The organism is Sphingomonas gei (genome assembly GCF_004792685.1).
Classification (GTDB): Bacteria; Pseudomonadota; Alphaproteobacteria; order Sphingomonadales; family Sphingomonadaceae; genus Sphingomonas; species Sphingomonas gei.
Genome location: NZ_SRXT01000006.1, coordinates 139389 through 165709, shown reverse-complemented (window position 1 = coordinate 165709; position 26321 = coordinate 139389). Strand labels below are relative to the sequence as shown.

At 66.2% G+C, this 26321-nt stretch carries 27 protein-coding genes; 10 read left to right on the top strand and 17 right to left on the bottom strand.

Features of this window, described 5'->3' with window-relative positions:
- Positions 1-370 precede the first annotated feature (370 nt).
- Both E5A73_RS15765 and uxuA read left to right on the top strand, forming a co-directional pair.
- Positions 371-3385, top strand: a complete 3015-nt coding sequence (locus E5A73_RS15765; RefSeq protein WP_135964798.1) for a TonB-dependent receptor — start codon at positions 371-373, stop codon at positions 3383-3385.
- A 20-nt stretch (positions 3386-3405) separates the two neighbouring features.
- On the top strand, positions 3406-4590 hold the full coding sequence (gene uxuA, locus E5A73_RS15760) for a mannonate dehydratase (protein WP_206366515.1): 1185 nt from the start codon (positions 3406-3408) through the stop codon (positions 4588-4590).
- Between the two features lie 39 nt (positions 4591-4629).
- On the opposite strand, the gene E5A73_RS15755 is transcribed toward uxuA, so the two are convergent.
- The gene (locus tag E5A73_RS15755) at positions 4630-5307 is read right to left on the bottom strand and encodes a glutathione S-transferase family protein (protein ID WP_206366514.1); all 678 of its coding nucleotides are present in this window, start codon (positions 5305-5307) and stop codon (positions 4630-4632) included.
- A 246-nt stretch (positions 5308-5553) separates the two neighbouring features.
- Between E5A73_RS15755 and E5A73_RS15750 the strand changes: the two genes are divergently transcribed.
- Together E5A73_RS15750 and E5A73_RS15745 are read left to right on the top strand one after the other, a co-directional pair.
- Positions 5554-6030 (top strand): Lrp/AsnC family transcriptional regulator, encoded by a 477-nt coding sequence (locus E5A73_RS15750; RefSeq protein WP_135964796.1) that lies wholly within the window; start codon positions 5554-5556, stop codon positions 6028-6030.
- A gap of 101 nt (positions 6031-6131) precedes the next feature.
- Positions 6132-7169, top strand: a complete 1038-nt coding sequence (locus tag E5A73_RS15745) for a pyridoxal-phosphate dependent enzyme (protein WP_135964795.1) — start codon at positions 6132-6134, stop codon at positions 7167-7169.
- Between the two features lie 210 nt (positions 7170-7379).
- On the opposite strand, the gene E5A73_RS15740 is transcribed toward E5A73_RS15745, so the two are convergent.
- Both E5A73_RS15740 and E5A73_RS15735 read right to left on the bottom strand, forming a co-directional pair.
- On the bottom strand, positions 7380-7730 hold the full coding sequence (locus tag E5A73_RS15740; protein WP_135964794.1) for an ethanolamine utilization protein: 351 nt from the start codon (positions 7728-7730) through the stop codon (positions 7380-7382).
- Between the two features lie 98 nt (positions 7731-7828).
- Positions 7829-8494 (bottom strand): AraC family transcriptional regulator, encoded by a 666-nt coding sequence (locus E5A73_RS15735; RefSeq protein WP_240700221.1) that lies wholly within the window; start codon positions 8492-8494, stop codon positions 7829-7831.
- A gap of 18 nt (positions 8495-8512) precedes the next feature.
- Between E5A73_RS15735 and E5A73_RS21620 the strand changes: the two genes are divergently transcribed.
- From E5A73_RS21620 to E5A73_RS15725, 3 genes are all read left to right on the top strand, one after another.
- Positions 8513-8770, top strand: coding sequence for a hypothetical protein (locus E5A73_RS21620; protein WP_206366526.1), 258 nt, complete (start codon positions 8513-8515; stop codon positions 8768-8770).
- An 8-nt stretch (positions 8771-8778) separates the two neighbouring features.
- Complete coding sequence (locus E5A73_RS15730; RefSeq protein WP_135964792.1) at positions 8779-9471, top strand: O-methyltransferase; 693 nt, start codon at positions 8779-8781, stop codon at positions 9469-9471.
- A 68-nt stretch (positions 9472-9539) separates the two neighbouring features.
- Positions 9540-10208: a siderophore-interacting protein gene (locus E5A73_RS15725; RefSeq protein ID WP_206366513.1), complete on the top strand. Its 669-nt coding sequence runs from the start codon at positions 9540-9542 to the stop codon at positions 10206-10208.
- Between the two features lie 67 nt (positions 10209-10275).
- On the opposite strand, the gene E5A73_RS15720 is transcribed toward E5A73_RS15725, so the two are convergent.
- Entirely contained in the window at positions 10276-10731 is a 456-nt protein-coding gene (locus tag E5A73_RS15720; protein WP_168355953.1) for a hypothetical protein, read from the bottom strand.
- 3 nt (positions 10732-10734) lie between these two features.
- The gene (locus tag E5A73_RS15715; RefSeq protein ID WP_135964789.1) at positions 10735-11670 is read right to left on the bottom strand and encodes a C2 family cysteine protease; all 936 of its coding nucleotides are present in this window, start codon (positions 11668-11670) and stop codon (positions 10735-10737) included.
- Positions 11671-11795: 125 nt separating this feature from the next.
- On the opposite strand from E5A73_RS15715, the gene E5A73_RS15710 reads away from it, so the two are divergent.
- On the top strand, positions 11796-12896 hold the full coding sequence (locus E5A73_RS15710) for a Tle-like phospholipase domain-containing protein (RefSeq protein ID WP_168355952.1): 1101 nt from the start codon (positions 11796-11798) through the stop codon (positions 12894-12896).
- Positions 12897-12937: 41 nt separating this feature from the next.
- Positions 12938-13822: an ankyrin repeat domain-containing protein gene (locus E5A73_RS15705; protein WP_135964787.1), complete on the top strand. Its 885-nt coding sequence runs from the start codon at positions 12938-12940 to the stop codon at positions 13820-13822.
- Positions 13823-13955: 133 nt separating this feature from the next.
- On the opposite strand, the gene E5A73_RS15700 is transcribed toward E5A73_RS15705, so the two are convergent.
- Genes E5A73_RS15700 through E5A73_RS15645 form a run of 12 tightly spaced genes read right to left on the bottom strand, consistent with a single transcriptional unit; the run spans position 13956 to position 24677 of the window.
- Positions 13956-14588, bottom strand: a complete 633-nt coding sequence (locus tag E5A73_RS15700; protein ID WP_135964786.1) for a hypothetical protein — start codon at positions 14586-14588, stop codon at positions 13956-13958.
- Complete coding sequence (locus E5A73_RS15695) at positions 14585-15043, bottom strand: hypothetical protein (RefSeq protein WP_135964785.1); 459 nt, start codon at positions 15041-15043, stop codon at positions 14585-14587. The genes E5A73_RS15700 and E5A73_RS15695 overlap by 4 nt, the downstream gene beginning before the upstream one ends.
- Positions 15043-16368 (bottom strand): FliI/YscN family ATPase, encoded by a 1326-nt coding sequence (locus E5A73_RS15690; RefSeq protein ID WP_135964784.1) that lies wholly within the window; start codon positions 16366-16368, stop codon positions 15043-15045. Before E5A73_RS15690 ends, E5A73_RS15695 begins: the two co-directional genes overlap by 1 nt.
- Positions 16361-16969, bottom strand: a complete 609-nt coding sequence (locus tag E5A73_RS15685) for a FliH/SctL family protein (RefSeq protein ID WP_135964783.1) — start codon at positions 16967-16969, stop codon at positions 16361-16363. Before E5A73_RS15685 ends, E5A73_RS15690 begins: the two co-directional genes overlap by 8 nt.
- Positions 16966-17487, bottom strand: a complete 522-nt coding sequence (locus E5A73_RS15680; RefSeq protein WP_135964782.1) for a hypothetical protein — start codon at positions 17485-17487, stop codon at positions 16966-16968. The genes E5A73_RS15685 and E5A73_RS15680 overlap by 4 nt, the downstream gene beginning before the upstream one ends.
- A complete protein-coding gene (gene sctJ, locus E5A73_RS15675; protein WP_135964781.1) occupies positions 17484-18233 on the bottom strand; it encodes a type III secretion system inner membrane ring lipoprotein SctJ in 750 nt (249 codons plus the stop codon). The genes E5A73_RS15680 and sctJ overlap by 4 nt, the downstream gene beginning before the upstream one ends.
- 34 nt (positions 18234-18267) lie before the next feature.
- Positions 18268-18660 (bottom strand): hypothetical protein, encoded by a 393-nt coding sequence (locus E5A73_RS15670; protein WP_135964780.1) that lies wholly within the window; start codon positions 18658-18660, stop codon positions 18268-18270.
- 10 nt (positions 18661-18670) lie between these two features.
- Positions 18671-18982: a hypothetical protein gene (locus E5A73_RS15665; protein ID WP_135964779.1), complete on the bottom strand. Its 312-nt coding sequence runs from the start codon at positions 18980-18982 to the stop codon at positions 18671-18673.
- A gap of 27 nt (positions 18983-19009) precedes the next feature.
- On the bottom strand, positions 19010-20128 hold the full coding sequence (locus E5A73_RS15660) for a SctD/MshK family protein (protein WP_135964778.1): 1119 nt from the start codon (positions 20126-20128) through the stop codon (positions 19010-19012).
- Positions 20125-21954: a type III secretion system outer membrane ring subunit SctC gene (gene sctC, locus E5A73_RS15655; RefSeq protein ID WP_168355951.1), complete on the bottom strand. Its 1830-nt coding sequence runs from the start codon at positions 21952-21954 to the stop codon at positions 20125-20127. The genes E5A73_RS15660 and sctC overlap by 4 nt, the downstream gene beginning before the upstream one ends.
- Before the next feature lie 34 nt (positions 21955-21988).
- Positions 21989-23977, bottom strand: coding sequence for a flagellar biosynthesis protein FlhA (locus tag E5A73_RS15650; protein WP_135964776.1), 1989 nt, complete (start codon positions 23975-23977; stop codon positions 21989-21991).
- Positions 23978-23984: 7 nt separating this feature from the next.
- On the bottom strand, positions 23985-24677 hold the full coding sequence (locus E5A73_RS15645) for a lytic transglycosylase domain-containing protein (RefSeq protein ID WP_135964775.1): 693 nt from the start codon (positions 24675-24677) through the stop codon (positions 23985-23987).
- A 487-nt stretch (positions 24678-25164) separates the two neighbouring features.
- On the opposite strand from E5A73_RS15645, the gene E5A73_RS15640 reads away from it, so the two are divergent.
- Entirely contained in the window at positions 25165-26310 is a 1146-nt protein-coding gene (locus E5A73_RS15640) for an EscU/YscU/HrcU family type III secretion system export apparatus switch protein (RefSeq protein ID WP_135964774.1), read from the top strand.
- The last annotated feature ends 11 nt before the right edge of the window (positions 26311-26321 follow it).

Here is a 26321-nt window from a genome sequence, read left to right as displayed (position 1 = left end):
GCTCTTGCCGCTGGCAGAAAGGACGCACGCTTGGCATATTCTGATGGCATCTTGGCCCTTTCGCTATGCCGATCGCACGGCCTCTCCGGTCCGAGGACTACTAAGTGGTCGGGCCACATGCAATAGACAGGTCAGACATTTAATTGGTCGCCCCACCACCGGGTGCGGCGATTGTCACACCTGCGTTCCCTGAGCATCCGCCAAGAAGCCGACCTCCCCTTCGCAACGCTTCGGCGCAATCTGGTCATACCACATCAGACGATTTGTCAGACGAGGTTGTCATAACGTCAACGCGATGTTAGCTCAGTCGCCAATTGCCGGAAAGGCGCCGGCCAGACGACTTCGACTGGCCAAAACAGGGGAGAGGGGAATGCACCCGAAGAGCCGTGGCAAGCACGCATTGCTTGCATCGACCAACATCGTCGCACTTCTGATCGCTTTGCCGGCGGTCGCTCAGACTGCACCGCCGCCGAGCGATCAGGCGACCGACCCGGCGCCCGTCGATACCGCGGATGCGCCGCCCCCGCAGGCCGATGACATCGTCATCACCGGCTTTCGCGCCTCGCTGAACAACGCGCTCAACATCAAGCGCCAGGAAACCGCCGCGGTCGATTCGATCGTCTCCGAGGACATCGGCAAATTCCCCGATTCGAACCTCGCCGAATCGATGCAGCGCATCCCCGGAGTCGCGCTGTCGCGCGGCGACGGCGGCGAGGGCCGCAACATATCGGTCCGCGGCCTTGGCTCGCAATTTACCCGCGTGCGCATCAACGGCATGGAAGGCGTGTCGCAGGTCAGCGGCAGCGACATCCGGGGCGGTGTCGCCACCGGACGCTCGTTCGACTTCGTGACCTTCCCCACCGAGATCTTCTCGTCGCTGTCGGTCCGCAAGACTTTGTCGGCCGATGTCGAGGAGGGTTCGCTAGGCGCGACGGTCGACCTGCGCGCGCCCAAGCCGTTCGACCAGCGCCAGGACTTTGTCCTCACCGGCACCGCGCGCGGAATCTATAACGACATCAGCAAGAAGGCCGACCCGCGGCTGTCGGCGCTGATCTCGAAGAAGTTCGGCGACACGTTCGGCGTACTTGGCAGCATCGCCTATTCGAAGCGCCATATCGAGGAATATGCCTATTCCGCGGTCGATGTCGTGCCGACCACGGTCTATGGTCTGGCGCAGCCGGCGGGCACGGCGAATGCCGGGGTGATTTTCCCGTTCTGCACTCCGGTCGGCTATGTCTACAAGGGCGCACCGGTGTCGAGCCCCGTCCCAGGCTACACTCAGCCGAACGGCACTCCGCTTGGCTCGGACGCCAATAACTGCAGCACCGGCAACCCGCGCACCAGCACCCAAGCGGCCTATGACTATGTCATGAGCCGCACCGGGGTGAACGGACGTCCGGGCGGCGGCGTGTACCTGCCGCGCCTTCCACGACCGGTGAAGAGCACGCAGGATCAGGAGCGCATCGCCGGCACGCTGACGCTGCAATGGAAGCCGAGCGAAGACACCGACATCTCGATCGACGGGCTCTATTCGCGCTTCAAGGTCAACCGGCTCGATCAGATGTTCGACGCGCGTTCGTTCGGCCGCGCGATTTCGAACAACGGCCAGCCGCTGACCTCGGTCCGCGAAATCGAAGTCGACGACAACGGATCGCTGATCCACGGCCTGTTCGACGGCGTCGATCTGCGTTCGGAAATGCAGGACGAAAGGTTCACCTCGACCTACCGGCAGGTGAATCTCAACCTGGATCACCGCTTCTCTGACAGCTTCCGCGTGTTCGGCCTCGCCGGCATCAACGAGTCCAAATTGGACGTGAACCGCCTCCAGGTGGCGATCGATTCTAACGACAGTCGCAACTTTTCGATCGATTTCCGCGACAACCCCGATATCCCGAAGATCGGCTATGGCATCGACACCACCAACGCTGCGCTGTTCCAATACGGTCCGCCGCTCGCAAACGGCGACCAGCGCGGCCAGCTGTCGAACTTCATCCGCCGCAACACGATCACCAGCAAGACGTTCGAGCTGAACACCGAATGGAAGGCGGCGCCCGGCTTCACGGTCCAGACCGGCGGCCAGTATCGCACCAACAAATACACCGCGCGCGAGCGCCAGCTCGCCACCGGAACGCCGCTTGCGCTACCGGCGGGCGTCTCTCTGTCGAGCTTCACCTCGGTGACCAGCGGAGTGGGCAAGAATCTCGACGGGCAGCTGCAGGATTTCGTCTCGGTCGACCCCGACAAGTTCCGCAGCGCCGTCGATCTCGACAGCTACGTCTATTGCAGCGTCGAATGCGCAAAGGGCACCTTTGGCGGCGTCGAGGAAAAATACTGGTCGGGCTATTGGATGGTCAAGTTCAACACCGCGGAGACCTTGCCCTTCTCGCTGCGCGGCGACGCCGGCGTGCGCTACGTCCATACCCGGCTGGACACCTATGGTCCGATCACCACCGCCGCGCCGGCCGGCTCGACCTACCCGTCCCGCTTCGTCATTTCGGAGGTCGGCCGCAGCTACGAGGACTGGCTGCCCTCCGCCAATCTCGCGCTGGACCTCACGTCCAACCTCATCGCACGCGCGTCCGCCGCTCGCGTGATGTCGCGGCCGGCGTACGGGCAGCTGATCCCGGCAGGCTCGGCCAATCTGGTCATCCAAACCGCATCGTTCAGCAATCCCTTCCTCGAGCCGATCCGCGCCAACACCTTCGACGCGGCGCTCGAATGGTATTTCGCCCCCGGCTCGCTGATCTCGGTCGCTTATTTCTACAAAAACATCGAGACCTACATCCAGACGACGAGTCAGCAGGTCGCCTTCCAGGACATCGGCCTGCCTTTGACCTTGCTCGACGGCACGCAGCTACGCCCGACCGACCAGTTCACCGTCCAGCGCAGCAATAACACCCCGGGCGGCCCGCTGCGCGGTTTCGAGCTGAACGTGCAACTGCCGTTCCGCTTCCTGCCGGGAGCGCTGAGCAATTTCGGCGCGCTCGGCAACTACACGCGCGTTCGCTCGAACATCAACTATGTCATCTCGCCGACGCTCTCGCGCACGGCGCCACTGGTCGGCCTGTCGCCGGAGACCGCGAGCGGGACGCTGTACTATGAAGACAAGAAGTTCAGCATCCGCTCGACAGTAAACTATCGCGCGGCGTTCCTCACCGCGGTGCCGAGCGGCTCAGTCGACGCCGATTCGACGTCGAATGCGAGCTCGATCTTCGTCGACGCCTCGGCGTCGTACAACATCAACGACAATATCAAGCTGATCGCCGAAGTCTCGAACATCACCAACGAGACCAATCGCCTGACCGTCGACACGGTGCGGCAGGACCCGCTGTACACCGCGTATTTCGGGCGGACCTATGCGCTGGCGCTCAACTTCCAGTTCTGACCGCCCAGGAGGAGCGATTGATGTTGATGACCGAGACGATGCGCTGGTTCGGCCCATCGGATCCGGTCTCGTTAAGCGACATCCGCCAGGCAGGCGCATCCGAGGTCGTCACCGCGCTGCACGAGATCCCCAACGGGGAGATCTGGCCGCGCGGGGCGATCCGCGCACGCAAGGCAGTGATCGAGGCGGCGGGGCTTGGCTGGACGGTGGTCGAGAGCCTGCCGGTCCACGAGGCGATCAAGACGCGGAGGGCCGGATGGGACGCGCTGATCCATGCCTACCGCGTCAGCCTCGCCAATCTGGCAGCCGAGGGCATTCGCACCGTCACCTATAATTTCATGCCGGTGCTCGACTGGACGCGTACCGACCTGGCTTGGGCGATGCCTGATGGTGCGCTCGCGCTGCGCTTCGAGCTCGAGGCGGCGGCGGTGTTCGACCTGTACATGCTGCGCCGCCCCAATGCCGAACGCGACTATCCTCCCGAGCTGCGCGCCCGCGCCGAGCGCCGCTTCCAGGCGATGGACGATGCCGCATGCCAGCGGCTCGAGCGTACCATCCTCGCCGGCCTGCCAGGGAGCGAAGAGACTTTCACCATCGCGCAGTTCCGCGATGCGCTCGCGCAATATGACAGGATCGACGCCGATACGCTGCGCGGCAATCATATCGCGTTCCTCGAGGCGGTGTGCCCCGTCGCCGATGAACACGATCTGCGCCTCGTCGTCCATCCCGACGATCCGCCGTTCGCGCTGTTCGGGCTGCCGCGGGTGGTCAGCACCGAGCAGGACGTCGCGGCGTTGTTCCAGCGGGTTCCCAATCGCTCCAACGGCCTGTGCTTCTGCGCAGGATCGTTCGGCGTCCGCGCCGACAACGACCTGCCCGGCATGATCGAGCGGCTGGGCGATCGCATCGGTTTTCTGCATCTTCGCTCGGTCCAGCGCGAGGGAGAGGGCAGCTTCCACGAAGCCGCGCATCTCGAAGGCGACGCGCAGATGGCGGTTTTGGTCGGCGCGATCCACGACTTGCAGCAGCGCGAGGGTCGTTCGATACCGATGCGCCCCGATCATGGCCACCAAATGCTCGACGATCTGGCGAAGCAGATGCTGCCCGGCTATTCCTTGCTCGGGCGGATGCGCGGGCTTGCCGAGTTGCGCGGCCTAGAGCGCGGTATCGCGCATGCGGCGGGCAAAAGCGCTACCGCTGCCTGAAGGGCTGCACGGCCGGCTCGCTCCGATTGCCGTGGCCGCCTACCTCGATGGGAAATTCGCCCTGTCCCGCCGGGTTTCGGGCACCTGGATTCGGATGTCGTGCGTGTCTCCGAAGAGAGGAGTCGCCAGCATTGAAGGGCGCTGCGCAAAAGCGTCGAACCACTCGGACAGACGTGGGCGGCCGGACCGGAACGACGGCAAGTCGCGGAACTGTAGCCAAGCCAAAGCGGTCGCCAAGCCGATATGGCCGACGTGCAAGTCGGCGCCCGTGTCGAGCGACACTTCCAGCCAGTCGTAACTGGCGACGAGCTTGGCCTCATAGCCCTCGGCAAGCGCGGGGTAGCGCAAGGTCTCTGGTCGTCGGACAGTCTCCCAACGCACCGCGATTCCTGCTTCTGCGATGCCTTGAGCGACGGCCTGGACTTGGAGTGCCTGCCAACGGCGCTCGCTCGCGGCTGGAATGAGAGGTTCCCGCTCGTGCAGGGTATCGAGATAAGCGCATATGACGTCGGAATCGAAAATTGGCGCGAGCCCCTGGCGGAGCAGGACGGGGACTTTGCCGAGCGGATTCTCCGTGAAGACAACGTCGTTGCGAACCGTTGGGCTAGTTTCGTGGTGAACGACGTTCAACTGATCAGCCAGCCCGACCTCGTGGGCGAACACCAGCGCCTTTCGGGCAAAGGGGGAATGCGTTTGGTACAGGAGAGTCATCGACATGGCGGGTTCCCGACCCAGAGGCTCAGATAGTGACAGTGTTGCGATGGGCGTCATGCAGCACCTGAGCCAGCACGGCGGCAACCCTCAAGATCGTAGAGAGGTGAAGGAGGTCTGGAGTCTTGCAGAGGTTCATTGGGCGCCTCACCGGGGGGATCAGGTCTTTCTAAACCTCACGCCCGCCGCCGAGCGGCAAGTTTTGGCCCAATAGCGCAGGAATTCTGCGCAGTTCGGGGGTATACTGACCAAATGCAGCTTGATGCCTTTGACAGAACTCTGCTGAACCTCGTTCAGGAAGATTGCAGCCGAACCGCCGAGCAGCTGGCTGAGCGCGTTGCCCTATCGCCGTCTGCCATCCAGCGTAGGCTGCGCCGCCTTCGCGAAGAGGGCGTGATCACGCGCGACATTGCCGTCGTGGACCCGCGCAAGGCCGGCCGGCCAACCTTCTTCATTGTCGGTCTTCATGTCGAGCGCGAACAGCCGAAACTGCTCGCCGAACTGCGCCGGTGGCTGGCAGCCGAACCGCACATCCAGCAGGCATTCTATGTGACCGGTGAGGCGGATTTCGTCCTCGTTATCACGGCGCCGGACACGGAGGCCTATGACGGGTTGATGGCCCGGCTGGTCACCGAAAACGTCAATGTCAAACGCTTCACCACCAACGTTGCTTTAGGCATTATCAAGCGCGGGCTGACCATCCCGATCCCGGAGCGTCCCGACGCCTGACGCGCTCCGAAACCGCGCCCAGAGCGCGATGATTGCGGAATAGCCGCCCCCCCTCCTCGACGTCGCCGTCTGACGGCGGCGATTCCCGGCATGATGGTCTGATGCACAACACCCTTACCGACTCAGACCTCCTCGCCATCTGGCCCGATCATGCCCCCACACCCCTGGCCGAAGCTCCGGCTCTCGCATCAAAGGCCGGCATCGGTCAGCTTCTGCTAAAGCTCGAAACCAGGCGTCCGTTCGGCAATTTCAAAGCCCTCGGCGGCACGATCGCGGGCCTGAGGGCAATCGCCCGTGCAGTCGGCGCGCTGGATATTGTGCAGTTGCTGGCCAATCCCGGCAGGTACGGCCCCTGCCCCACCCTGCTATGCGCCAGTGATGGAAACCATGGTCTATCCGTGGCCGCGGCCGCCCACCGGGCCGGGGCCAGCGCCCGCATCTATCTCCCCGCCGCCGTCCGCGACGACCGTGCGGATCGTATCGAGGCGCTTGGGGCGGAGGTCGTCCGAGTGCCGGGCACCTATGACGATGCGGTCTCCATTGCGGCCACGGCCGCGGCGGCCGGAGCGGGTCTCTTGATCCCGGACACGACGCAAGATCCCAATCACCCGGTGGTGGCGGACGTGATGGCGGGCTACCAGGTGATCGCCCGCGAGATCCGCAGCGAACTTCGGCGGCGCTCCCAACCCCTGCCTACCCATCAGTTCATCCAGGCCGGCGTCGGCGGTCTGGCGTCGGCCATGGCCGACGGCCTTGGCTCCGGTCGCTCGGGCGGACCGCGGATCGTGGTCGTCGAACCGAGCACTGCGGCCTGTGTTGCGCATGCCCTTATCCTCGGGCGCGCCGAACGGATCGATGGCGGACTGGAGACCTCCGCGGAGATGCTGTCATGCGGCCTCGCCTCAGTGCCTGCCCTACGCCGCCTAATTCACCACCACGCTCGGTCGCTGCTCGTCGACGAGGCGGACCTACTGCGCGCCGAGGCCGCGCTCACAGCCTCGGCGATCGACAGCACAGCCTCGGGCGCAGCAGGCCTCGCCGGCCTGCTGATTGCGGCGACGGACCCGATCGAAAGAAAGCGCCTGGGTCTGTCCGACGCGAGCCGGGTCCTGCTCGTCATCTCCGAGCGCCGCCCTTAGACGCAAGATCAGTCCCTCGGCTCCTGACTTCGTCAATCAAGAGAAGGCGATGGCCATGCCCGCCGGCAGCGTAAGAGCAACGCATGACGGACACCCGATACGCGATGCGGCGTGCGTGTCCCGCTGCAGGAGATCTCAGGAACGCCAAGTGTCTCGCACCCATGCACGGTCGCCGTCGCAACCAGCGAGCAGGCTTGAGAGCTGCCGGCGCTAGGCGTGCGCCTCCTGCCAGTGCGGGTAGGTGACATAAGCGGTGACCGCCCCTTGCTCGTGCGAGCGGATGGTGACCTTGACGCCTTTGGGCATATGGACGATTTCGCCGGGCCCGGCGGTGACTGTGCCGGCTTCAGACGAAACCGACAATCGGCCCTCCAGGACGACCATGACGTCGTCGACGGCTAGCGTCTCATCGATGCTTTGATCGGGTCCGTAGCGTCCGTAACCAATTGTGATCGGCGCGCCGTCGCGCTGGTCGACGACATTTGCTGCGAAGACTTCCCCATCCTGTCCTGGGGAACGCTCGAAATCGGCATCGGCGAGAGAGAATTTGCGAACGAGCATGGAAATCACTCCGTGTTAAAGTGAAAGTTGGACAGGGTCGGCGACGATGTAGTCATCAGTGCGGCCAAGTCACGAGCGGACCTCATCGGCACAGCCGGTCAGCCGGAGTAGCGCTCTGCCATATATCGTCCTGGCGAGGTGCCGAGCGCCTTGCGAAACATCGTCACGAAGCTGGGCACGCTCTCATACCCCAGGTCGGTGGTCACCTGCTGGATCGAGGCGCCGCCGGCCAGCCACTTGACGGCCAACACGACGCCGAGCTGTTGGCGCCAGCGACCGAAAGTCATGCCTGTTTCCCGCCCGATAAGGCGTAGCAGCGTACGTTCGCTCATCCCGGCGTGTCGCGCCCAGCTTGCCAGAGTCCCCCGGTTCGCCGGCGACGCCATCATTTCGTCGACGATCCTGCGCAGCCGCGGGTCGGTCGGCATCGGCAGATGCAGATCCTCGATCTGCGCCACTGCGAGTTCGTCGAGCAGCACCGCGACCAGCCGTGTATTCGCGCCGCCTTCCTCATAGAGATACGGCAAATGCGCCGCGCGTGTCAGAAGCTCGCGCAGCAACGGTGTCACCGAGACCGCACAACAGGCTTTTGGCAAATGCTTGTCGACCGCGGGATCGACGAAAGCATTATACCCCGCAAGCGCGCCCGTGGCCTTGATGGCGTGCAACGCACCGCCGGGTATCCAGATTGCACTGCGCGGCGGCACGATCCACAGCCCGCCCTCGACCTCGCAACTAAGGGCGCCGCGCTGGACGAGCAGCATCTGGCCCTTCTTGTGGCGATGTCGATCGAGCTCGAACCCGCCGACATCGGACATCTCCGCGCCGAACGCGACGATCGGGCGCGGGACGTCATCGGGGTCGACCCATTCGATTTCCTGCAACGCGTTCAGGATCGGCATGGGCGCCGTTCAGGCAAAGGACGCGTGGTGGCGATATTGGATAACATTCTGTCAGGCCTTCGGAATGACGCCAGCATGACGCTCCGCTATCGCATCGCCATCGTCCCGTCGAGCCACTCCGGCCTTGGGCATGGGTAAGGACCAACATGAACACGCTGAACAGCAGCCGCGTCGCCGATCTCCTGGAAGCGCTTCACCGCGACGCCGAAGCGAGTGACCGGGAGCATTTCGAGGCAATGCAGGCCAAGATTGCGGCGCCCGGCGCATCCATCGAGGCCCTCGTCGCGGATTTGCTCGCGCATGAACGCGCCGACTATCACGCGGTCTATCGCGATCGCGCCGACAATTTCCTGGCCGTCTCGCCCGATTATGGCCGGTTCCTCTATGCGGTCGCGCGCGCCGCCAAAGCGACCCGGATCGTCGAGTTCGGGACATCGATGGGGATTTCGACGATCTATCTCGCCGCCGCGCTTCGCGACAATGGCGGAGGTCATCTGGTGGGCAGCGAGATGGAAGCCGGCAAGGTGTCGCGCGCGCGTGCCAATCTCGATGCAGCCGGACTAGGCGATCTCGTCGATATCCGAGCCGGCGATGGGCTCGAAACGCTCGAGGACGTCGGCGGAGACGTCGACCTCCTGCTGGTCGACGGGGCGTTCTCGCTATACCTACCGGTGCTCAAGCTGGTCGAGCCACGCTTGAAGCCGGGCGCCGTGATCCTGGGCGAAAATGCCTTCGAGCCGGAATATCTGGCGTATGTCCGCAATCCCGCAAATGGTTACATTTCGCTGCCTTTACCGGACGAAGGTCGCGGCAATGTATTCTCGGTGAAGCTGTCATAATGTCTGCCACGGATATGCCCCACATAAGAGAACAAGGTCGGCTGAGCAGGGTAGTGGCGCGCCTGTGGATGAAGCCCGCGACCGTCACCGCCAACGAGCAAGTGGCCGATCGCTTTCATCTGATCACCGTGGAGGGCGACGCACTCGAGGGCGTGACGTGGCGGCCAGGACAGAAAGTGCAGATCGCAATGGGTTCGGCCTTCGTGACACGGACCTACACGCCGATCGAATGGAATCCGTCGGCCGGGCGCATGTGCATTCTGGGCTATGCCCACGGCGAAGGGCCGGGAAGCACCTGGGTACGCACCGTGGCGCCGGGTGCCGGATGCGACATCTTCGGCCCGCGCGCATCGCTGGACATCGGCAGTCTGCCGGGGCCCCTCGTCATCCTCGGCGACGAAACGTCGATCGGCCTTGCCTATGCGGCGACCCATCAGGATCGGGCGCGCCTCGTAACATCCTGTTTCGAAGTGGAAGGCGGCGATACCGCTCAACGGGTGATTGCCAGCCTCGGTCTCCAGGGCGTCTCGCTGGTCGCGCGGCGCGCCGACAATGCGCACCTCCCCGCGTTGGACGCATCCCTTTCGGACGGAGTTGCCGCCGGGGCTTCCTTCGTGCTCACCGGAAAGGCCGCAACGATACAAAGGCTTCGACAGAGCCTGAGACAGCAATCGGTTCCGGCGACGCGGCTCGTCACCAAGGCGTATTGGACGCCCGGCAAGGCCGGCCTGGACTGACCTTGGTGCGGGCTGGCAGCAATGCCGGCTTGCGTCGGTTGGCGATCGGTCGATTGGCGGCTTGCGGTCAACCGTCCTTAAAACGCACCGCGAAATACGCGACTGTTCCGCCGGTCGACGAGTTCAGCATCGCGACTAGCACGCCGCGTCCGTCACGGCCGCGCCACGCTTGCGCGAGGTTCTTGCCAGGATCGGCACCGGGCAACGCCACGGAAGTGGCGCCACGCTGGCGTGCCAGATTGTCGATGCGTTTCGCGACAGCGACCCAGGGAACGTCCTTGCCCACCTGAAACAGGCGCGCGCCTTCGATGGTGACGGTGCCTTTGCCGACATCCTGTACCAGGGCGCGCAACGCCTGCTGCTCGGCCGCGCCCGCGCCCGCGCGTGCGCCAGCCGGCGCGGGCAGCGACGCGATATCGAACCCGCGGACGAGGCCCAGAAAGGCGAAGAGGCTCAAGAGCATTGCTTTCAGCAAAGGTTTTTCCTCGGAGCGCAACGTGCCCGCATTGCGCGCACGGCTCAACCCCTAGCGGGCTGGGCCCGCGGTGAAGGCTTCGGCACCGCCGGTGTCGGCGAGAGTGCGCAGCGGGACTTCCATCGTCGCCGAGGCCGTGTCGTGGCCCTCGCCGACATTCATATTGGTGCTCCACGGATTTCGCACCGTCACCATCCACTCGCCATCGGCATTCTTGTGCACGTCCTGGACGGTATAGACATGGTTGTCGACCAGGCCGTCCTGCGTGCCTTCGTTGCCACGGATCCTGTCCCACAGGCTGCGATTTTCGGGCACGGTCCACAAAGTCACCGGGCGCCCGTTCGATAGCGCCGCGTCGACCTGCCCCGCCATCCGGTCGAGCGCCGAATTCTCGCTTTCGAAAAAGCCCTCGGAATAGCGGATCTCGTCGCCGCGATCGCCGGTGATCGCCTGCATCGCGTCCTGCGGCCAGCCACCATTGGCGATTGCGTTATAGCCTTCGGTCAGCCCGTCGGCGGGATTGCTGTCGTGCATCTTGGCATAGGCGGTCTCGGCGACGGCGGGCCAGATCGGCCCGTCGAGTCCGGTGTTGTCGGCGGTCGAGCCGCCTTGCCGCGCGAGATTGTCTTCGAGCTCGGCCTGCGTCACCTGCACCAACTGAGGATTGCCGTCGCCATCGTGGAGCCGGACAGTGAAATTGCCGGTCCGCGCATCAAAGCTGATCATGCCCCGAACCGCATCGGGCCGCTGCTGCGCGAGCGCGCCGAGGGTCGCGACGAAATAGCAGTCGCCCAGCGCATCCTGGCGTATGTCCGCCGCCTGCGGGCCCTTGGCGCCATACAAATCGGCGGCGTCGAAGCGGACCTCGGCGGGCTTCGCTGCCCCGCCGCCGTCGATCGGAATGCGGAACCCCGGGGTGGTGACCGATGTGCCCGCCAGCAGCGAGTCCAGATTGAAGCGAGTTGCAACGCCTGCGGCCTCGATCATGCCGAGTCTCCCATTCTTTCACAGGAGCTATGCGCGCCCCGCGCGAGCGCCGCGATAATCGGATCGATTATGGCGCGCCGCGCTCGGCCGCCGCATCTTGTCCGCATCCGATCGAAGGATGCGTGATGCAGGTAAACAGGGCCACAGCTTCTCCGGCGTCGACACCCCCATCGACTCCGCCTGCCGCGCCGTCCCGAGGCGCTGAGGCGTATCGGTCGGACTGGCAGCCGTCGCGTGTCACGCCGGCGCTGCACTCGGCGCCATCGACTTCCTTTTCCCCCCGAGCCGATGGCGCCGACACCCTCCAGCAGCGCGCCGCGAACGATCGGACTGCCACGGTCGTCCCCTTCGCTCCGGAGGCGCGCAATGCGCTCGGTGCGCAGCCGGTGCATCTCGCCGCGATCTCCCCGGTCGTCGCTCCCTCGGCATCGGCGCAGGCGCACCTGGCGGCCAACGATGCGCCTGATCTCCGCCAGGTCCACACCAACGCGTTGCTCGCCAAGGACGTCTATAACGACGTACCCAGCCCGCCCGCCGGCTATCGCGCGGCGAGCGACGCCGATCTTGCCCGCCTCGGCCTCACTTCCGAGATGCTCGAACAGCCCGGCGAAAGCAGCTTCCGCGCCCGCGTCTATGTCAGCGGCGAGGCCGGGCAGGAGCATTACACTGTCGTCTTCCGCGGCAGCCAGTCCGGCGACGACTGGAAGAGCAACGCGCAGCAAGGGCTCGGCTTCAACTCGGAGCATTATGCCAATGCGCTCGAGATCGGAAAGAAGCTCGCGCGTACCGACGCAGACGTGACTCTGGTCGGACATTCGCTTGGCGGCGGACTCGCGGCCGAGGCGGCGATTGCCGCGGGCCGCCCCGCTGACACCTTCAACGCCGCCGGGCTGCATCAGAACACGATCGACAAGGCTCAGGCAGTCGCGCAGGCGAACGATCGCGGTGCCTCGTCGATCAACAATTATCGGGTGCCGGGCGAGATCCTCACCACGCTCCAGGAAGGCGGCGACCGCGCGATCGGTGCGGGGCTCGGCAGCCTGATCAGCGGCGGCGGCGCCATCGTCGGCGCGGCGGTGAGCGATTTGCCCGAAGCCTATGGCGCGCAGCACGACTTGCCCAATGTCCGCCCCGAAGGCGCGCATTGGTGGGATTCGATCAACCCGGTCGATCGCCACAGCATGGACTGGGTGCTCGCCGGAACCGCGGCACAAGCCGGCCGCTGAGCCGTTGACGCACCGCTCGCAATAAGCTGAGGGTGCGGCGTGTGCGCAGATTCCTTCCGTTCAACCTGGGCCTCGTGCTCATGACGATGGGCTGCGACAGCGCTGCGCGGGCCGATTGCTTCGCGCAGGGCACCGAACTGCCGACCCGCCGCGAGACGCTGACCGACCAGAGGCTCGGTGCCGCCGCGCGCGATTTCGCCGAGGCATTGTTCGACGGCAATCTCGAGCGTGCCGGCCAGTTGCTGCGCGGCGATCCCGGGCTGGCGCGCCGGAGGGTAGGGACGCATTACGACATGCTGTCGGTCGCGCTCGCGACTTGCCGCATCGATGCCGTCGACCTGGTGATACGTGGTGGCGCCCCGCTCGACGGTGTCGAGGACAAGGGGCTGCCGCTGCGGCTCGCGTTGCGGGCGAAGGACCCGGCGTTCGCGCATCGCCTGCTCGCCGCCGGCGCCAGCCCCAATCCTGCGGGGAATCCGAGCGGCCCGCTGCGCACTGCGATCACGCTCAACTCGCTCGGGGCAGTGCGCATGCTGCTCGATTTCCGCGCCGACTCGAACGTGATGGAAGCGACCGGCAACCGCCCGCTCCACACTGCGCTCGACATGGAGCATTTCCGAATCGCCGAGCTGCTGCTCGACCGCAGTGCCGATGCGTGGGCGATCGACAGCGGCGGCGCCAATCTCGGCACCGCGGCGACGACGAAGATGCTGACCGAGTCGGCGGAGGAAGCCGAGGCGCAGCGCCGGCTTGCCGAGCGGCTAAAGAAGCTGGGTTGGCCCGAGCCCGCGCCCTCGCCACGCGAAGTGCGTGCGGCGGCGGCGAGTGGCAACTGGCCGCCCATGGCGGCACGCGCGGCGGGAGCTAAACCAGTGCCGCCATCGGTACTGACCCTCATCAGGGCCAATCTGCAGTCGACGCGCTAAGTCATCGTCACCCCCGCGAAAGCGGGGGCCCATCTCCTGCGTGGGCAGTGGCAACGCAGTCGTTGTGTGATCGGCGATCACCGGAGATGGATCCCCGCTTTCGCGGGGATGACGAAAGTTAGCGTTTCTGCCTTCAGCCAAACGCCGCTTCGGTCGAGAGGCTGCCCAACGCAACCCCCGCGCCTTCCAGCTGCGCCTCGAGTTCTCCCAACACGCCGTCATAAGGCGGCGCACCATCTCCGAGTAGCAGCGCCACGTCGAGCGTCCCTGCGGCGTTGCGCACCAGCCGCGCGCTGGTTGCGGGCCAGGCGCGGTCGCCGAAGGTCACCGTGACTTCCTTGGTCCCCTTCCCGTTCTCGCGGGTCCACAGATCGGCGAGCATCTGCGCGAACGCCCCCGGATCGACATGCGCCGCTGGCATCGTCGGCATCGCCGTCGGCTGCGGCTGGGCGTTTCCCCCGAAGCCGAACAGGCCGTCCTGCCGCTCACGCGCTTCGCGCTCCTGGCGCAACGCAGTGTCGCGCGAATCGCCGAAGGCCTCGCGCTGCTGGACCGGAACCTCGCCGCGGCGATCCGCCTGCACCAGACCCTTGGCGCCCTTCTGCTGGATCGGCTGGCCGGGCTGTTCCTTGCCCTGCAGCCGTGCTTTGGCGAACGCCTCGTTCATCGCCCGGATGTCGGCGGGCGCGGGCTGCGCGCGAGCCTGCACCGGGCTCGGCGCCGGCGCGCGCGCTGGTTGTACATTGGGGGAACTGACGCGGGTCATGATCGCCTCCGTGCTTCCAAATTGTCGAGCGCAGTGCGCTCTTCCAGTCTCCGCTCCCAGCGCCGCACCGCTTGTCCGGCATGCTCGGCAAGCCGGTCGTGGCGGGCACGGGCAAGGATCATCGCCTTGCGCCGTTCGCCCTCGGCCTCGCCGCACAGCCGTTCGGCCTCGCGCGCATCGTTGAGCGCGCTGCGCGCCACCGAGCGGCGGAAATGGCTGCGATCGACAAGCGCCAACAACCGCTCGGCCTCGGCCGGATCGGTGGCAAGATCGGCGTGCGCCTCCTTCATTCCCGCGTCCGCTGTATCGGCTGCGGCATCGGCTTCGGCGCGCTCGCGTTCGGCGGCGGCGGTTGCGGCGCGTGCCTCGGCGAGCGCGGCCGCCGTACTCTGCATCCGCACCTCGCGCAGCCGGACGAGGGCCTGGGCCTGGCGCCGCTGATCGCTGCCGCGCATCAACCCGCAACTCCGCGCAGCAGCATCAGCGAGGTCTGGAAGTCCTCGGGCCGGTTGGTGTCCTGCCGCAGCAACGTGTCGATTTCGGGCTTTGCCGCAATCGCGCGATCTGCGAGCGGATCGGCACCGGCGCGATATTCGCCGACCTGGACGAGGAACTCGATCTCGGCATGCTTTGCGAGCAACGCGCGCACCCGCGTCGCCGCGTCGCGGTGCGCCGGCGTGGCAAGCCGCGGGAACAGACGGCTCAGGCTCGCCAGCACGTCGATCGCGGGATAGTGGCCGGCGGCGCCGAGCTTGCGCGACAGAATGACATGCCCGTCGAGGATCGAGCGGACTTCCTCGCCGATCGGATCGTCGCCCTCCTCGTCCTCCACCAGAACGGTGTAGATCGCGGTTATCGACCCGACTGCATCATTGCCTGCCCGCTCGAACAATCGCGGCAATTCGGCGAAGACCGAGGGCGGGAAGCCGCGGCGCACCGGCGGCTCGCCCGCCGCCAGCCCGATCTCGCGAAGCGCACGGGCGAAGCGCGTCACCGAATCCATCAGCAGCAGCACGTTGCGCCCTTCGCTGCGGAAACCTTCGGCGATCGCAGTGGCATGATGCGCGGCGCGGACGCGTTCCATCGCTGCGCGGTCGGAAGTCGCGCAGACGATCACGGCGCGCGCCAATCCCGCCTCGCCTAGCGAATCCTCGATGAACTCGCGGACTTCCCGGCCGCGTTCGCCGATCAATGCGATGACGATGACGTCGGCCTGGGCAAAGCGGGCGAGCATGCCGAGCAGAGTCGATTTGCCGCCGCCCGCCGCGGCGAACACGCCGAGGCGCTGGCCCCGGCCCAGGGTCAGCAGCGTATCGATCGCCCGCACCCCGGTCGGCAGCGGCGCATCGATCAGCGCGCGCTCCATCGGCTGCGGTGCCGGCGCATGCAGCGGCCGGCGCGCGAGATCGGACGGGAGCTCGCCCTTGCCGTCGATCGGCCGGCCGCGCCCGTCCAGCACCCGGCCGAGCAGCCCCTCGCCCCACGGCACCGATTCCTCGCCGCTGCGCACAATCACTTCGGCGTCGACCGAGAGCCCGCGGACATCGGCGAGCGGGGTGAGGATCGTTGCCTGCCCGGCGATTCCGACGACTTCGACCGGCACGACCCGCCCGGTCGAAGGCTCGATCACTTCGCAGGCATCGCCGATGCGCGGCGCGATCCCGGTCACCTTGAGCGTAGTGCCGAGGATCTCGACCAGCCGCCCGCGCCGCTCGACCGTCGGGCTGCGCTGGAGTCCGGCCAGCAACTGGTCGATCGTGCTGGCGGGCCCCTCAGCCATGCAGCGTCTCGCCCCAGATCCGCTCGATCTGCGCGAGCTGGGTATCGAGCCCGGCATGGGTGCGTCCCAGCGCGGTTTCGATCACGCAATCCTGCCCTTCGAGCAGCGGATCTGTCTCGACGCTGATCCCGGCGCGTCCGTCGAGACGTGCGCGTACCGCATCGAGGGCGGGGGGTGCCACGCGAACGATTGCGGCACTGTCCGGTGCGAGCTGCGCCGCGGCACGTTCCGCGATCGCCGCCACCATCGTCTGATCGTCCAGCTCGCCGGCAATCCGCCGCACCACTTCCAGCGCCAGCCGCGCAATGTCCTTCTGGCGCGCGCGCTGGAGTTCGCCGTCGCGCAGCGCGATGCGGAAGAGCTCGGCCTGCCGCTCGCTCTCGGCGGCGGCAAGGCCCTCGGCGCGCCCTTCAGCATAGCCCTCCGCCCGCGCGACTTCGCGAGCCGCGTCGGTCGTTTCCGCCGCGCCGCGCCGCAACGCGCCAGCCTCGGCGAGCAAGGCGAGCGCATCCTGCACCCGGCTGACATCGGCTGCGGGCACCAGCGGGTCGTCGGCGAGCGCCGTCGCCAGCCGATCGGCGTGAAGGACGAGGTAACTCATGTCCGCGCCGCCGCCGCGACTGCCGCAGCCACAAAGGCGTCGAGCACTTCGCCCGGGCACGACAGCCCCGGAAGATCGGCGCGCCACGGCAAATAGCCGCGCAACGGCGTCGGCAATTGCTCGCGCAGCAGCGAGAATCCGTAAATCTCGAGCTCGTCGGGCTGGAGCGCGCGTGCGGCGACCGCCGGCATCGTCGGGATGGTTTCGATCGCCCAGTCGAGCAGATCCTCGCCGGCGACTTCGGCGAGCGCGCCGAGCCACGCACCGTCGATCGATCCCGCCAGCGAATCCCCCATCCACAACAAGGCGACGCGCAGCGCGAGCTTGTGCTGCGCTGCCGCCGGCAGCCGCAGCCAGGCCGGGGCACTCGGCAGATCGGCAAAGCGCGCTACCGGTTCGTCGCACCCGTTCAGATGTTTGAGCAGCAAGGCGGCACGGCGATATCCGGGGCCACCGTCGACCGCGACGAGATCGTTGCCGATCGCGGCGAGCGTCGCGCGCTGCTCCGCGGCCCTCATATGCTGCCCTCGCGCCGCGCCACCGCGGCGCGCCGCTGCTGTCGACGCCGCAGGCTCGGATAGCCGAGTGCCGCGACGAGCAGCAGCAACCCGGCTATCGCGACGCCGATCAGATTGCCGTTGAGCCCGTTCTCGCCGCTTTTGGCCGCGACGGTCGGCAGTGGCTGGGCCGGGAAGGTCTCGACCGAGACATTCTCATATTTGAGTCCCTGCACCGAATTGACGATCAGCGCCTTCACCTTGCCGATCTGCGTCTCGATATTGGTGCCGGGGCGGTATTTGATGAACACCGATGCCGAGGCCGGCTGGCCGGTCTCCGCCAACGGCTGGGTTTCGGGCAACACCAGATGGACCCGCGCCTGCACCACTCCGTCGATCTCGGAGATGGTGTGCGACAGCTCCTGGCTCATGCCATAGACCAGCCGCGCTTTCTCCTCGGTGGGCGAGGAGACCAGGCCCTCGCGCTTGAACACCGTCCCCAGCGAGGCGAACTCCTCGCGGGGATAGCCCTGGCTGTGAAGCACCTCGACCGCGCGGCCGAAATCGGCCTTTTCGGTGAGCAGTGTCCAGCCCGCTTCGCCATTCTCCTTCTTGGTCGCGCCGATCCCGGCGCTCTGCAGCACCGCGATCATCTCGTTGACCTGCGTCTCGGTGAGCTTCGAATAGAGCTCTTCCTCGCCGCAGGCCGCGAGCAGCAGGCAAAGCCCAAGCAGCGCCGGGCGCGCCTTTCTGGCAAGCGGGCCCATCCCTAGTTCTCCTGCGATCCGGACAGAGCGGACCTCACGATTGCTGCCGGAACAGCTGCTGGATGCCGTCCGACGTGCGGTTGGCGATGTTCGAGGTCAGCTGGCAGTGGAACATGAACTCGTGGCACTTCATCGTCAGATCCACGACTTCGCCGGGAGTCATTTCCGAGCCGCTGGCCTGCGCCGCCTTGGCATATTCGGACACGCTCTTGGCCTCGCCGTTGACGCGTTCGATCTGCGAGAACATCGCCTGCATCGCCGGGCCGAGCGCGTCGCTGCCCACCCCCGTCGATCCTGCCGCCGAGAGCGAGCCCTGGAAGCTGGTGATGTCGGAGACCGACGCGTTGGGGCCCGCCTGGACGATGTCGGGTGGCATCGGGGCGGAGGCGGCGCTGGCGGCGGCCCCCGCAATGGCTTCGATCGACATGATCGCCTCCTCAGTTCTTGCGGGCCATCGTCTCGAGCGCCTTGCCGACGCTGTCGATCGAGCTCGACGAGCTGTTCGCCATGAACGACATCCGCATCGATTCGGCAGTCAGCTTGGTGATCTGCGAGGGATTGTCGCTGCCGCCATTGCCGACTTCGTTCGACATCGCCTCGATGCGGGTCGCCTGCTTGTCGAGCGTCTGGCCCCACGAATCCGCCAGCGCCTCGAACCAGGTGCCGGGCGCCGAGCCCTTGTTCATCTTGTTGCCGGTCAGCGGCGAAAGCGAGATGTTGGTAAGTCCGGTGGTGATGGTATTCGACATGTCTATGCTCCTTCACGCTACAGATGGTCAGAACTTCAATTGCGTCTCGCGGCCGTTCTTCTCGAAGAACACCGTGTCTCCCTGGATGGCGATGAGGCGGTGCCCGCTGGGCATGATCGCCCCGGCGAAATAGCGCGCGCCGTCGACGGTCTGGATATAGGCCGGGTCGCCCGCGACCACGGTCGAGATCTTCTTGGTCGCGTCGGCGACGGTGCGGATCGGCGTGTCGTCCTTGGGCGGCAGATCGTCGCGGAACACCAGCCGGCCCAATTGCTTGACGTCGGTGCGGATCGCCTGGGCGAGCTTGCCGCGCTCGTCGTCGGTCATCCGCGTCACGCGGAGCTCGACGCCGGTGCGCGAGATCGGGCGGCCGATCGCCTGGAGCCCGTGGATACGCGCGACTTCGGCGGCGGACTGGGCGAGCTCGGCGCTGGTCTGAACGTTGACCGTCGCGTCGATCCCGTGATCGCGCAGCGTTTCCTGCGCCTTCAGCCGCTCGGCATCGTTCGCCACGACGCCGCTCACCATCACGCCGCCGGTGGTCGTGTCATTGGCGGTGGTCAGCGGCGCGAGGCCGGCAGTGTCTAGGACGTGATCGGCCCGCTGCGCCGAATCGCCACGCAGGCCGAGCGCATCCATCGTCGGCACGGCCAGCGCCGCGCCCGCCACCAGCATGGCGATCGCGCCGACCGCAATCGCGCGCTTGCGCGTGACCCAGCCGCTGACTTGCTCGCCTGCCTTGCCCAGCAGGGCAATCGCCTCGTCCTGCGGCGAAGGCGGTGGCAACGACGGGGAGGGCGCGGTGCCGGCGATGTCGCTCGCCTCGGTCCAACGCGCGCTCTCCGGGTCGCCCCACGCGAGCGCCACCCCGCCGATCGAGAAGGGAACATAGGCCGGGAGGATCGCGGTCTGCCCTTCGCCCACATGCGAGCCGAGCAACAGCGCCTCCCCGGTCAGCACGGTGATCTGCGCCCCGACCTCGCCGTCGACCAGCAGATCGACAGCGATGCCTTTGGTAGCAGGGTCGCGGATGACGACATCCTGCCAAAACTGATGACCGATCGACACGGTTCCGCTCGTCGGCAATTGCTTCTCGGTGCCGGCGAGCCGGCCGTTGAGCACACGAAGAACGGACGGCGAAGTCATTGCGTCGGGTTCCCGCTGGCCGGAACGGGGATCTTGGCGGGGGGCTGGTTGGCCGCGGGCACCGGCGCACCCGGCGCCATCGCGGTGGCGCGCGAAGCGAGCGGGACGAGCCGCGGAGTGATCAGGAACAGCCGCTCGGTATGGCCGCGCTGCTTGGTGCGGAACTTGAACAATTCGCCGAGCAGCGGGATGTCGCCGAGCAACGGCACCTTGGTCTCGTCGTTGCTGTCGGCGTCGATCGTCATGCCGCCGAGCAGCAGGCTCTCGCCGTCGAGCACCATCCCCTGCGTCGCCACGCTGGCGCGGTCGACGATCGGGATGTTCTCCACCGCCGAATTGGGGCTGATGCTGCCGTCCTCGATGTTGACCAGCACGCGGATCCGCGTCTGATCGTGATCGCGAAAGACGTGCGGATTGACGCGCATCACGGTGCCCGCGGTTACGTTGAACAGATCGACTTCCTCGCGTCCCGCAACGCGGACGTAGAAGGTGCGCGTCCGATCGAACACTGCCTCGACATTGGACAAGGTCATGATCTGCGGCCGCGACACGATCCGCGCAGCGCCCTTGTTCTCGAGCGCAGTCACCCGGCCGAGAAACTCGCGCTGGCTGCCGATGATCGTCGAGATCGTGCCGCCAGCGCCCGAAGGGGTAATGTTGCTGACATTGTCGCGGCGGCTGGTTCCCGGGATCGGGAGCAGTCGGGTGTCATCGGACGTGCCGTTGCCGAACAGCGCGCCGAAGCCGCCGCTGCCGAAGCGCCAGTTGATCCCCAGCTTCTGCAGCCGGTCGACATTGATATCGATGATCGTCGCCTCGATCTCAACGATCTGCGGCTCGACGTCGAGCGCGCGGATCAGCGAGTCATAGGCAGCCATGCGCTCGGGCACGTCGCGCACGATGATCGCGTTGAGATATGCGCTCGGCTCGATCCGGACGATGTCGGCGGTCAGCGGCGCGGCCAGCCCCATGTCGCCACCGCCGAGCACGTCGGTCGCGGCGTAATTGCCGGCCTGCGAAGTATCGGCCGGTACCGCGTCGAGCCCCTGCCCCTTCAGCCGCGGCTGGCTCTGCCGCACCAGCCGCGCGCCGAGCGAAGGCGTGACCGCGCTGCCGCCGGGCTTCTGGTCGAGCACGAGATTCTGCAGGATCGACGCGAGCCCGGGAACCCGAGTCTCGCGGCCGCCAGCAGTGACCACGGTATCCTCGGCGCGCGCATAGCGCAGGTAGAAGACCCGGAACTCGACCGGCTGGCTCGCCGGAATGCGCGGCGCATCGTAATAGCCGCCGCCGCGCCCGCCACCGGGTGCGCCGCCCGGCGCCGCCGGTGCGCCATCGGCCAGACCCTCGCCGCGCGCCATTCCCGTGACTTGCTCGATGAAGCGCGGCGTTCCGCTGACGACGAGGCCGTCGGTGGTGACGCGCAGCAAATTGCGCCGGTCGGGCAGCCGCTGCGCCCGCGCCTGGCGCGCGACGCGCTCGGCGCCGGCGCGGTCGAGCTGGAGCGTCTGCACGCCAAGCTCGTTGGGCGCGTATACATAGACCGCCGCGCCGTCATAATAGGATACCAGGTTGAAGGCCTTGGCGATGTCGCCGTAGATCTTCTCCACGCTTCCCTGGAAAACGCCGTTTACCGTGCCGGTCAGCTTCGCGCTCGGCACCACCGGGCGCCCCACCTTGCCGAACAGATCGCGCAGGAACGCCGCGATCGGCTGGTCACGCGCGACGATCGAGACCTGGTTGCCGGTCTGCGCCGGCGGCGGCGTCTGCGCACCGGCAGCGAGCGGCATCGGCAGCGCGGCGGCAAAGGCCAACAGCATCGACATGTTCTTGTTCAGCTTCAAACCAGCCCTCCGTTGATTATTCGGCCGCGAGCGCGGCGTGCGATTCTTCCGTCAAAGCCCCTGGCGGAAGACCGATCTGACCCACCATTTCGACAGGCGTGGTCGGCGAGAGTTCGTTGAAGGCGAGCACGGGCAGCTCGAACAGATCGGGTTCGATCAGCTTGCGCACCGAGCGGCGCACTTCGAAGGAGGTGACCAGCGCATTGGCGCCGGTTTCCGCCGCAATGCGACCGATCGTCGCCACCAGCTCGCGGGCCACTTCGGGCTTCACTGCAAGCCGCTCGACTCCGTCGACGAGGCGAGTCGCCTCGCGCACCAGAGTTTCGAGCTCGGGCGTCACCACCAGCGCACGAATGCCCGCCCCCTGCCCGACCGAATCGAGCAGATAGCGCTTGAGCGAGATGCGGGTGAGATCGGCGATCCGCGCGATTTCGCGTTCCTGGTTGGCCGCCTCGGTGAGCCCTTCGAGCACGTCGCGCATGTTGCGCAGCGGCACCTCTTCCTCGGCCAGCCGGCGCAGCACGTCGGCGATGCGCGCGGCGGGGACCGCGCGCACGGCTTCCTTGACGACCTCGGGATATTCGTCGCCGACTCGGTTGAGCAGTCCAACCGCTTCCTGGACGCCGAGGAAGCGCGGCAGGTTGCGGCGGATCAGTGCCTCGACCCCGGCAATTACCGTCTCTGCATCGCTGCCCTCGCCTGCGCCGACCGAAAGCTCGAAGGCGAGCAGCCGCCAAGCGCGCGGGGCTTCGGGCGCGAGGAAATGGATCGCCAGCCGCGGCAAGGGCACGCCGCTGCGATATTGCAGCCGCTCGAGCATCGCGGTGAGGCCCGCGGAGAGCGCCGCCTCTTCGTCGACCGGCGGCTGCGGCCCGGAAATCTGGAGCAGCAGCGGCACCACCGCTTTCGGTGCTTCGGGTTGCGCGAGCAAGGTCACCGGACGCGGTGCCTCGCGCCCGCCGCTGAGCAATTTGCGCATCGGCCCTGCGTGGCGAACCATGTGCGGCCGGAGCCGCGGATGCATCGCTGCGCCCGAGAACATCGATACGAAACCGAGCACGATGAACACCGCGGCAGGGAAGCCGGGGATCAGCGCCATCAGGAAGGCGATCCCGCCGACCGCGAGCAGCACTCGCGGATTAGCGACCAATTGGCGGTGCATCGCCTGGCCGAGATTGGTGTCGGTCTCTTCGTCGGTCGAGCGGGTGACCATCAGCCCCGCGGCCATCGCGCCGAGCAATGCCGGGATCTGCGCGACCAGGCCTTCGCCGATCGTCAGGATCGAATATTTGGAGGTGGCCGCGCCGATCTCCATGCCCTGCTGCATCACGCCGATGGCGAGGCCGCCGATCAGATTGACGATGACGATGACGACCGAGGCGATCGCATCGCCCTTCACGAACTTCATCGCGCCGTCGAGGCTGCCGTGGAGTTTGCTCTCGAGCTCGAGCGTGCGGCGACGGCGGCGCGCCTCGTCCTTGTCGATCAGCCCCGAACGCAGGTCGCTGTCGATCGACAATTGCTTGCCCGGCATCGAATCCAGGCTGAACCGCGCGGCGACTTCGGCGACGCGCTCGGCGCCCTTGGCGATGACGATGAACTGGACGATCGTAATGATCAGGAACACCACCAGCCCGACGACGATATTGCCGCCGGCGACCATCGTGCCGAAAGTCTGGATGATATGCCCGGCATGCCCTTCCACCAGGATCATCCGGGTGGTGGCGATCGACAGCGCCAGCCGGAACAATGTCGAGATCAGCAGGATCGAGGGGAAGGACGAGAAGTCGAGCGGCCCGCGGATATAAAGCGTCGTCAACAGCAGCATCACGCCGAAGGTGATGTTGACGCCCACCAGCATGTCGATGATCAGCGTCGGCAGCGGCAGGATCATCAACCCGACGATCGCGATCACGCCCGCGACGAGGAACAGGTCCGCGATGCGCGCCGCTAGCGGCAGCGGCTTGGCTGCATTGCTGCTGGCGAGGTAGCGCTCGACGCTCATCGCGGCCTCAGCGCGCCCGGCCGCTTTGCGCGGCCTGATAGCGGCCGACGACCTTGCGGACATAGGCCTGCGTCTCACGGTAGCGCGGCACCCTGCGGCCGGCCTTCATCACGGCGCCGGGGCCGGCATTATAGGCGGCGACCACCAGGGGCACGTTGTTGCCGAGCTGGCCCTGCAGCTGCTTGAGATATCTGGCGCCGGTGTGCATCGCGAGCACCGGATCGTCGAGCAGCGCGCTCGGGTTGCGCACGCCCAGGCCGCGCGCCGTCGCCGGCATGACTTGCATCAGCCCCAACGCGCCCTTGTTCGACACCGCGCGCTGGCGGCCGGCGGATTCGGCGTTGACCATCGACGCGAGCAGATGCGGATTGATGCGATAGCGATACGCGACCGAGGTGATCAGCGCGTCATTGGCGCCGCCGCCGCGCGCACGCACCGCACGAGTCGCCAAAGCGAGCCGCTTCTGAAAACCCGGCATGCTCACGCTCACCAAACCGCGCTCGGGCAGAACGACGGGGTCCGGCTGGATGCGGGGTTCGGAGGTCTGCGGACCGCAGAATCGCAACGCCTCGACATAGCGCGAGCCGATCGCCGCAGCGTCGCAATTTCCCGCTTGCGCCGGATTTGTCGCAACTACCGCGCCGAACGCAACCAGCCTCAATGCGAAGCCGAGCGATGGTACAGTGCCTGAAAAGCGCATATAACGATCTCCCTGCAAGCCCGTGGGTGGGCTTTGCTGACGATCGTTTGGTTCGCATTGGGTCCTGCGATCCGGACTTTGATCCGGCCAATAAAAGTTAGCCCCATCGCACGTCGCAGACTACCCCCCGATTTAGTCAAGTCGTCGTGGATTTTGCCCGATTTATCCCGCCCAATTGACACTTCGTCGTTAACGCCCACTTCGTATCGCTGACGAAACGGCCCGCAGTTTGCCGTGCGGATTCAAGTGATTCTCCGGGGTTTAATTACCAAATTACTTCACTTTAGTGACGATTCCATACAACTCGCATGAGTTGACCCGCGCAATGCCTTTTGAGAAAATAGGCTTGTTTGGTACGCAATAGGGTCCTGCGCTCCAACCTTGAAAGCTTGTTGTCGCGCCTCGCTGGGGCCGCGATTGGCAGACCTATCCGGCGCTCTCCTCTCGTCCCTGGTTCGGGCGAGGCTCGAGTATGCTGGAGGCGCGATTGGCCGAGAAGAATGACGGCGGCGACAAGACCGAAAAGCCGACACCCAAGCGGCTGGCGGATGCGCGCAAGAAAGGCGACGTCGCCAAGTCCCGCGACATCACGGCCACTGCGACTCTATTCGTCTGGATGTTGGTCCTAATGTTCGGCGCCGGCTATGCGGGCAATCAGGTCATCGCACTGTTCGACGACGGTTTCGTGCTGATCGGCGGCAATGTGCCGTTCCACACGGCGCTGTCGCAGCTCGGCTGGAGCGCGCTGTGGGCGCTGCTCGGCATCACGGCGGTTGCGCTGCTCCCTGCGGCGATCACGGGCGTCGCCTCCGAATTCCTCCAGGCCGGCGGCGTGTTCACCACCGAGAAGATGAAGCCCACGCTCGACAAGCTCAATCCGGTCGAGGGCTTCAAACGAATGTTCAGCGTCGACAATTTGGTCGAGCTCGCCAAGACGCTCGGCAAGGCGACGCTGATCGTCTTCGTCGTCTGGCTGGTGCTGCGCGGCTCGCTCGCCGAGATCATCGAGCGCACCGGGCCGGTGCTCCTGCCCGTCGCCGAGACCGACGGCCGCTCCGCTGCCGCTTCGATCCTGCTCTACACCGGGTCGCTCGTCCGCACGGCCTTGCTGTGGACCTTCGGCGTCTTCCTGCTCGTCGCGGTGCTCGACATGGCGTGGCAGAAGCACAGCTATACCAAGAAATTGCGGATGAGCATGCGCGACATCCGCGAGGAGTCGAAGGAGAATGAGGGCAATCCCCTCATCAAGTCCAGCCGCCGCCAACTCCACGAGGAATGGGCGAACCAGAATGCCGTCGGCGCGACGCGCGACGCCAATGTGCTGGTCGTCAACCCGACTCACATCGCGATCGCGATCGCTTATGATCAGGAAAGCTGCCCGGTTCCGATGATGACGGCCAAGGGCGAAGGCCCGCTCGCCGCCGCGATGCGCGCCGCCGCCGAAGAGGCAGGCATCCCGATCATCCGCCACGTCCAGGTCGCGCGCAAACTCTACGAGGACGGCGCACCCGACGAACTCATCCCGCGCGATATGTTCGATGCGATTGCCCAGATCATCCTCTGGGCGAAGCGCGTCCGCGAGGGTCAGCCGGCGCCCGATCTCACCGAACCAGAACTCACGCACACAACATGATGGGGCCCCAT

Bases quoted from the DNA above. Each gene is read 5' to 3' on its own strand.
- E5A73_RS15715 (WP_135964789.1), bottom strand. From the start codon at position 11,670: ATGATCGAGGCCGCAGGCGTTGCAACTCGCTTCAATCTGGACTCGCTG.
- E5A73_RS15745 (WP_135964795.1), top strand. From the start codon at position 6,132: ATGCACAACACCCTTACCGACTCAGACCTCCTCGCCATCTGGCCCGAT.
- E5A73_RS15750 (WP_135964796.1), top strand. From the start codon at position 5,554: ATGCAGCTTGATGCCTTTGACAGAACTCTGCTGAACCTCGTTCAGGAA.
- E5A73_RS15650 (WP_135964776.1), bottom strand. From the start codon at position 23,977: ATGAGCGTCGAGCGCTACCTCGCCAGCAGCAATGCAGCCAAGCCGCTG.
- E5A73_RS15755 (WP_206366514.1), bottom strand. From the start codon at position 5,307: ATGTCGATGACTCTCCTGTACCAAACGCATTCCCCCTTTGCCCGAAAG.
- E5A73_RS15740 (WP_135964794.1), bottom strand. From the start codon at position 7,730: ATGCTCGTTCGCAAATTCTCTCTCGCCGATGCCGATTTCGAGCGTTCC.
- E5A73_RS15710 (WP_168355952.1), top strand. From the start codon at position 11,796: ATGCAGGTAAACAGGGCCACAGCTTCTCCGGCGTCGACACCCCCATCG.
- E5A73_RS15670 (WP_135964780.1), bottom strand. From the start codon at position 18,660: ATGTCGATCGAAGCCATTGCGGGGGCCGCCGCCAGCGCCGCCTCCGCC.
- E5A73_RS15725 (WP_206366513.1), top strand. From the start codon at position 9,540: ATGAAGCCCGCGACCGTCACCGCCAACGAGCAAGTGGCCGATCGCTTT.
- E5A73_RS15685 (WP_135964783.1), bottom strand. From the start codon at position 16,969: ATGAGTTACCTCGTCCTTCACGCCGATCGGCTGGCGACGGCGCTCGCC.
- uxuA (WP_206366515.1), top strand. From the start codon at position 3,406: ATGTTGATGACCGAGACGATGCGCTGGTTCGGCCCATCGGATCCGGTC.
- E5A73_RS15765 (WP_135964798.1), top strand. From the start codon at position 371: ATGCACCCGAAGAGCCGTGGCAAGCACGCATTGCTTGCATCGACCAAC.
- E5A73_RS15735 (WP_240700221.1), bottom strand. From the start codon at position 8,494: ATGCTGCTCGTCCAGCGCGGCGCCCTTAGTTGCGAGGTCGAGGGCGGG.
- E5A73_RS15680 (WP_135964782.1), bottom strand. From the start codon at position 17,487: ATGAGGGCCGCGGAGCAGCGCGCGACGCTCGCCGCGATCGGCAACGAT.
- E5A73_RS15660 (WP_135964778.1), bottom strand. From the start codon at position 20,128: ATGACTTCGCCGTCCGTTCTTCGTGTGCTCAACGGCCGGCTCGCCGGC.
- E5A73_RS15700 (WP_135964786.1), bottom strand. From the start codon at position 14,588: ATGACCCGCGTCAGTTCCCCCAATGTACAACCAGCGCGCGCGCCGGCG.
- E5A73_RS21620 (WP_206366526.1), top strand. From the start codon at position 8,513: ATGTCGATCGAGCTCGAACCCGCCGACATCGGACATCTCCGCGCCGAA.
- E5A73_RS15645 (WP_135964775.1), bottom strand. From the start codon at position 24,677: ATGCGCTTTTCAGGCACTGTACCATCGCTCGGCTTCGCATTGAGGCTG.
- sctC (WP_168355951.1), bottom strand. From the start codon at position 21,954: ATGTCGATGCTGTTGGCCTTTGCCGCCGCGCTGCCGATGCCGCTCGCT.
- E5A73_RS15665 (WP_135964779.1), bottom strand. From the start codon at position 18,982: ATGTCGAATACCATCACCACCGGACTTACCAACATCTCGCTTTCGCCG.
- sctJ (WP_135964781.1), bottom strand. From the start codon at position 18,233: ATGGGCCCGCTTGCCAGAAAGGCGCGCCCGGCGCTGCTTGGGCTTTGC.
- E5A73_RS15730 (WP_135964792.1), top strand. From the start codon at position 8,779: ATGAACACGCTGAACAGCAGCCGCGTCGCCGATCTCCTGGAAGCGCTT.
- E5A73_RS15695 (WP_135964785.1), bottom strand. From the start codon at position 15,043: ATGCGCGGCAGCGATCAGCGGCGCCAGGCCCAGGCCCTCGTCCGGCTG.
- E5A73_RS15690 (WP_135964784.1), bottom strand. From the start codon at position 16,368: ATGGCTGAGGGGCCCGCCAGCACGATCGACCAGTTGCTGGCCGGACTC.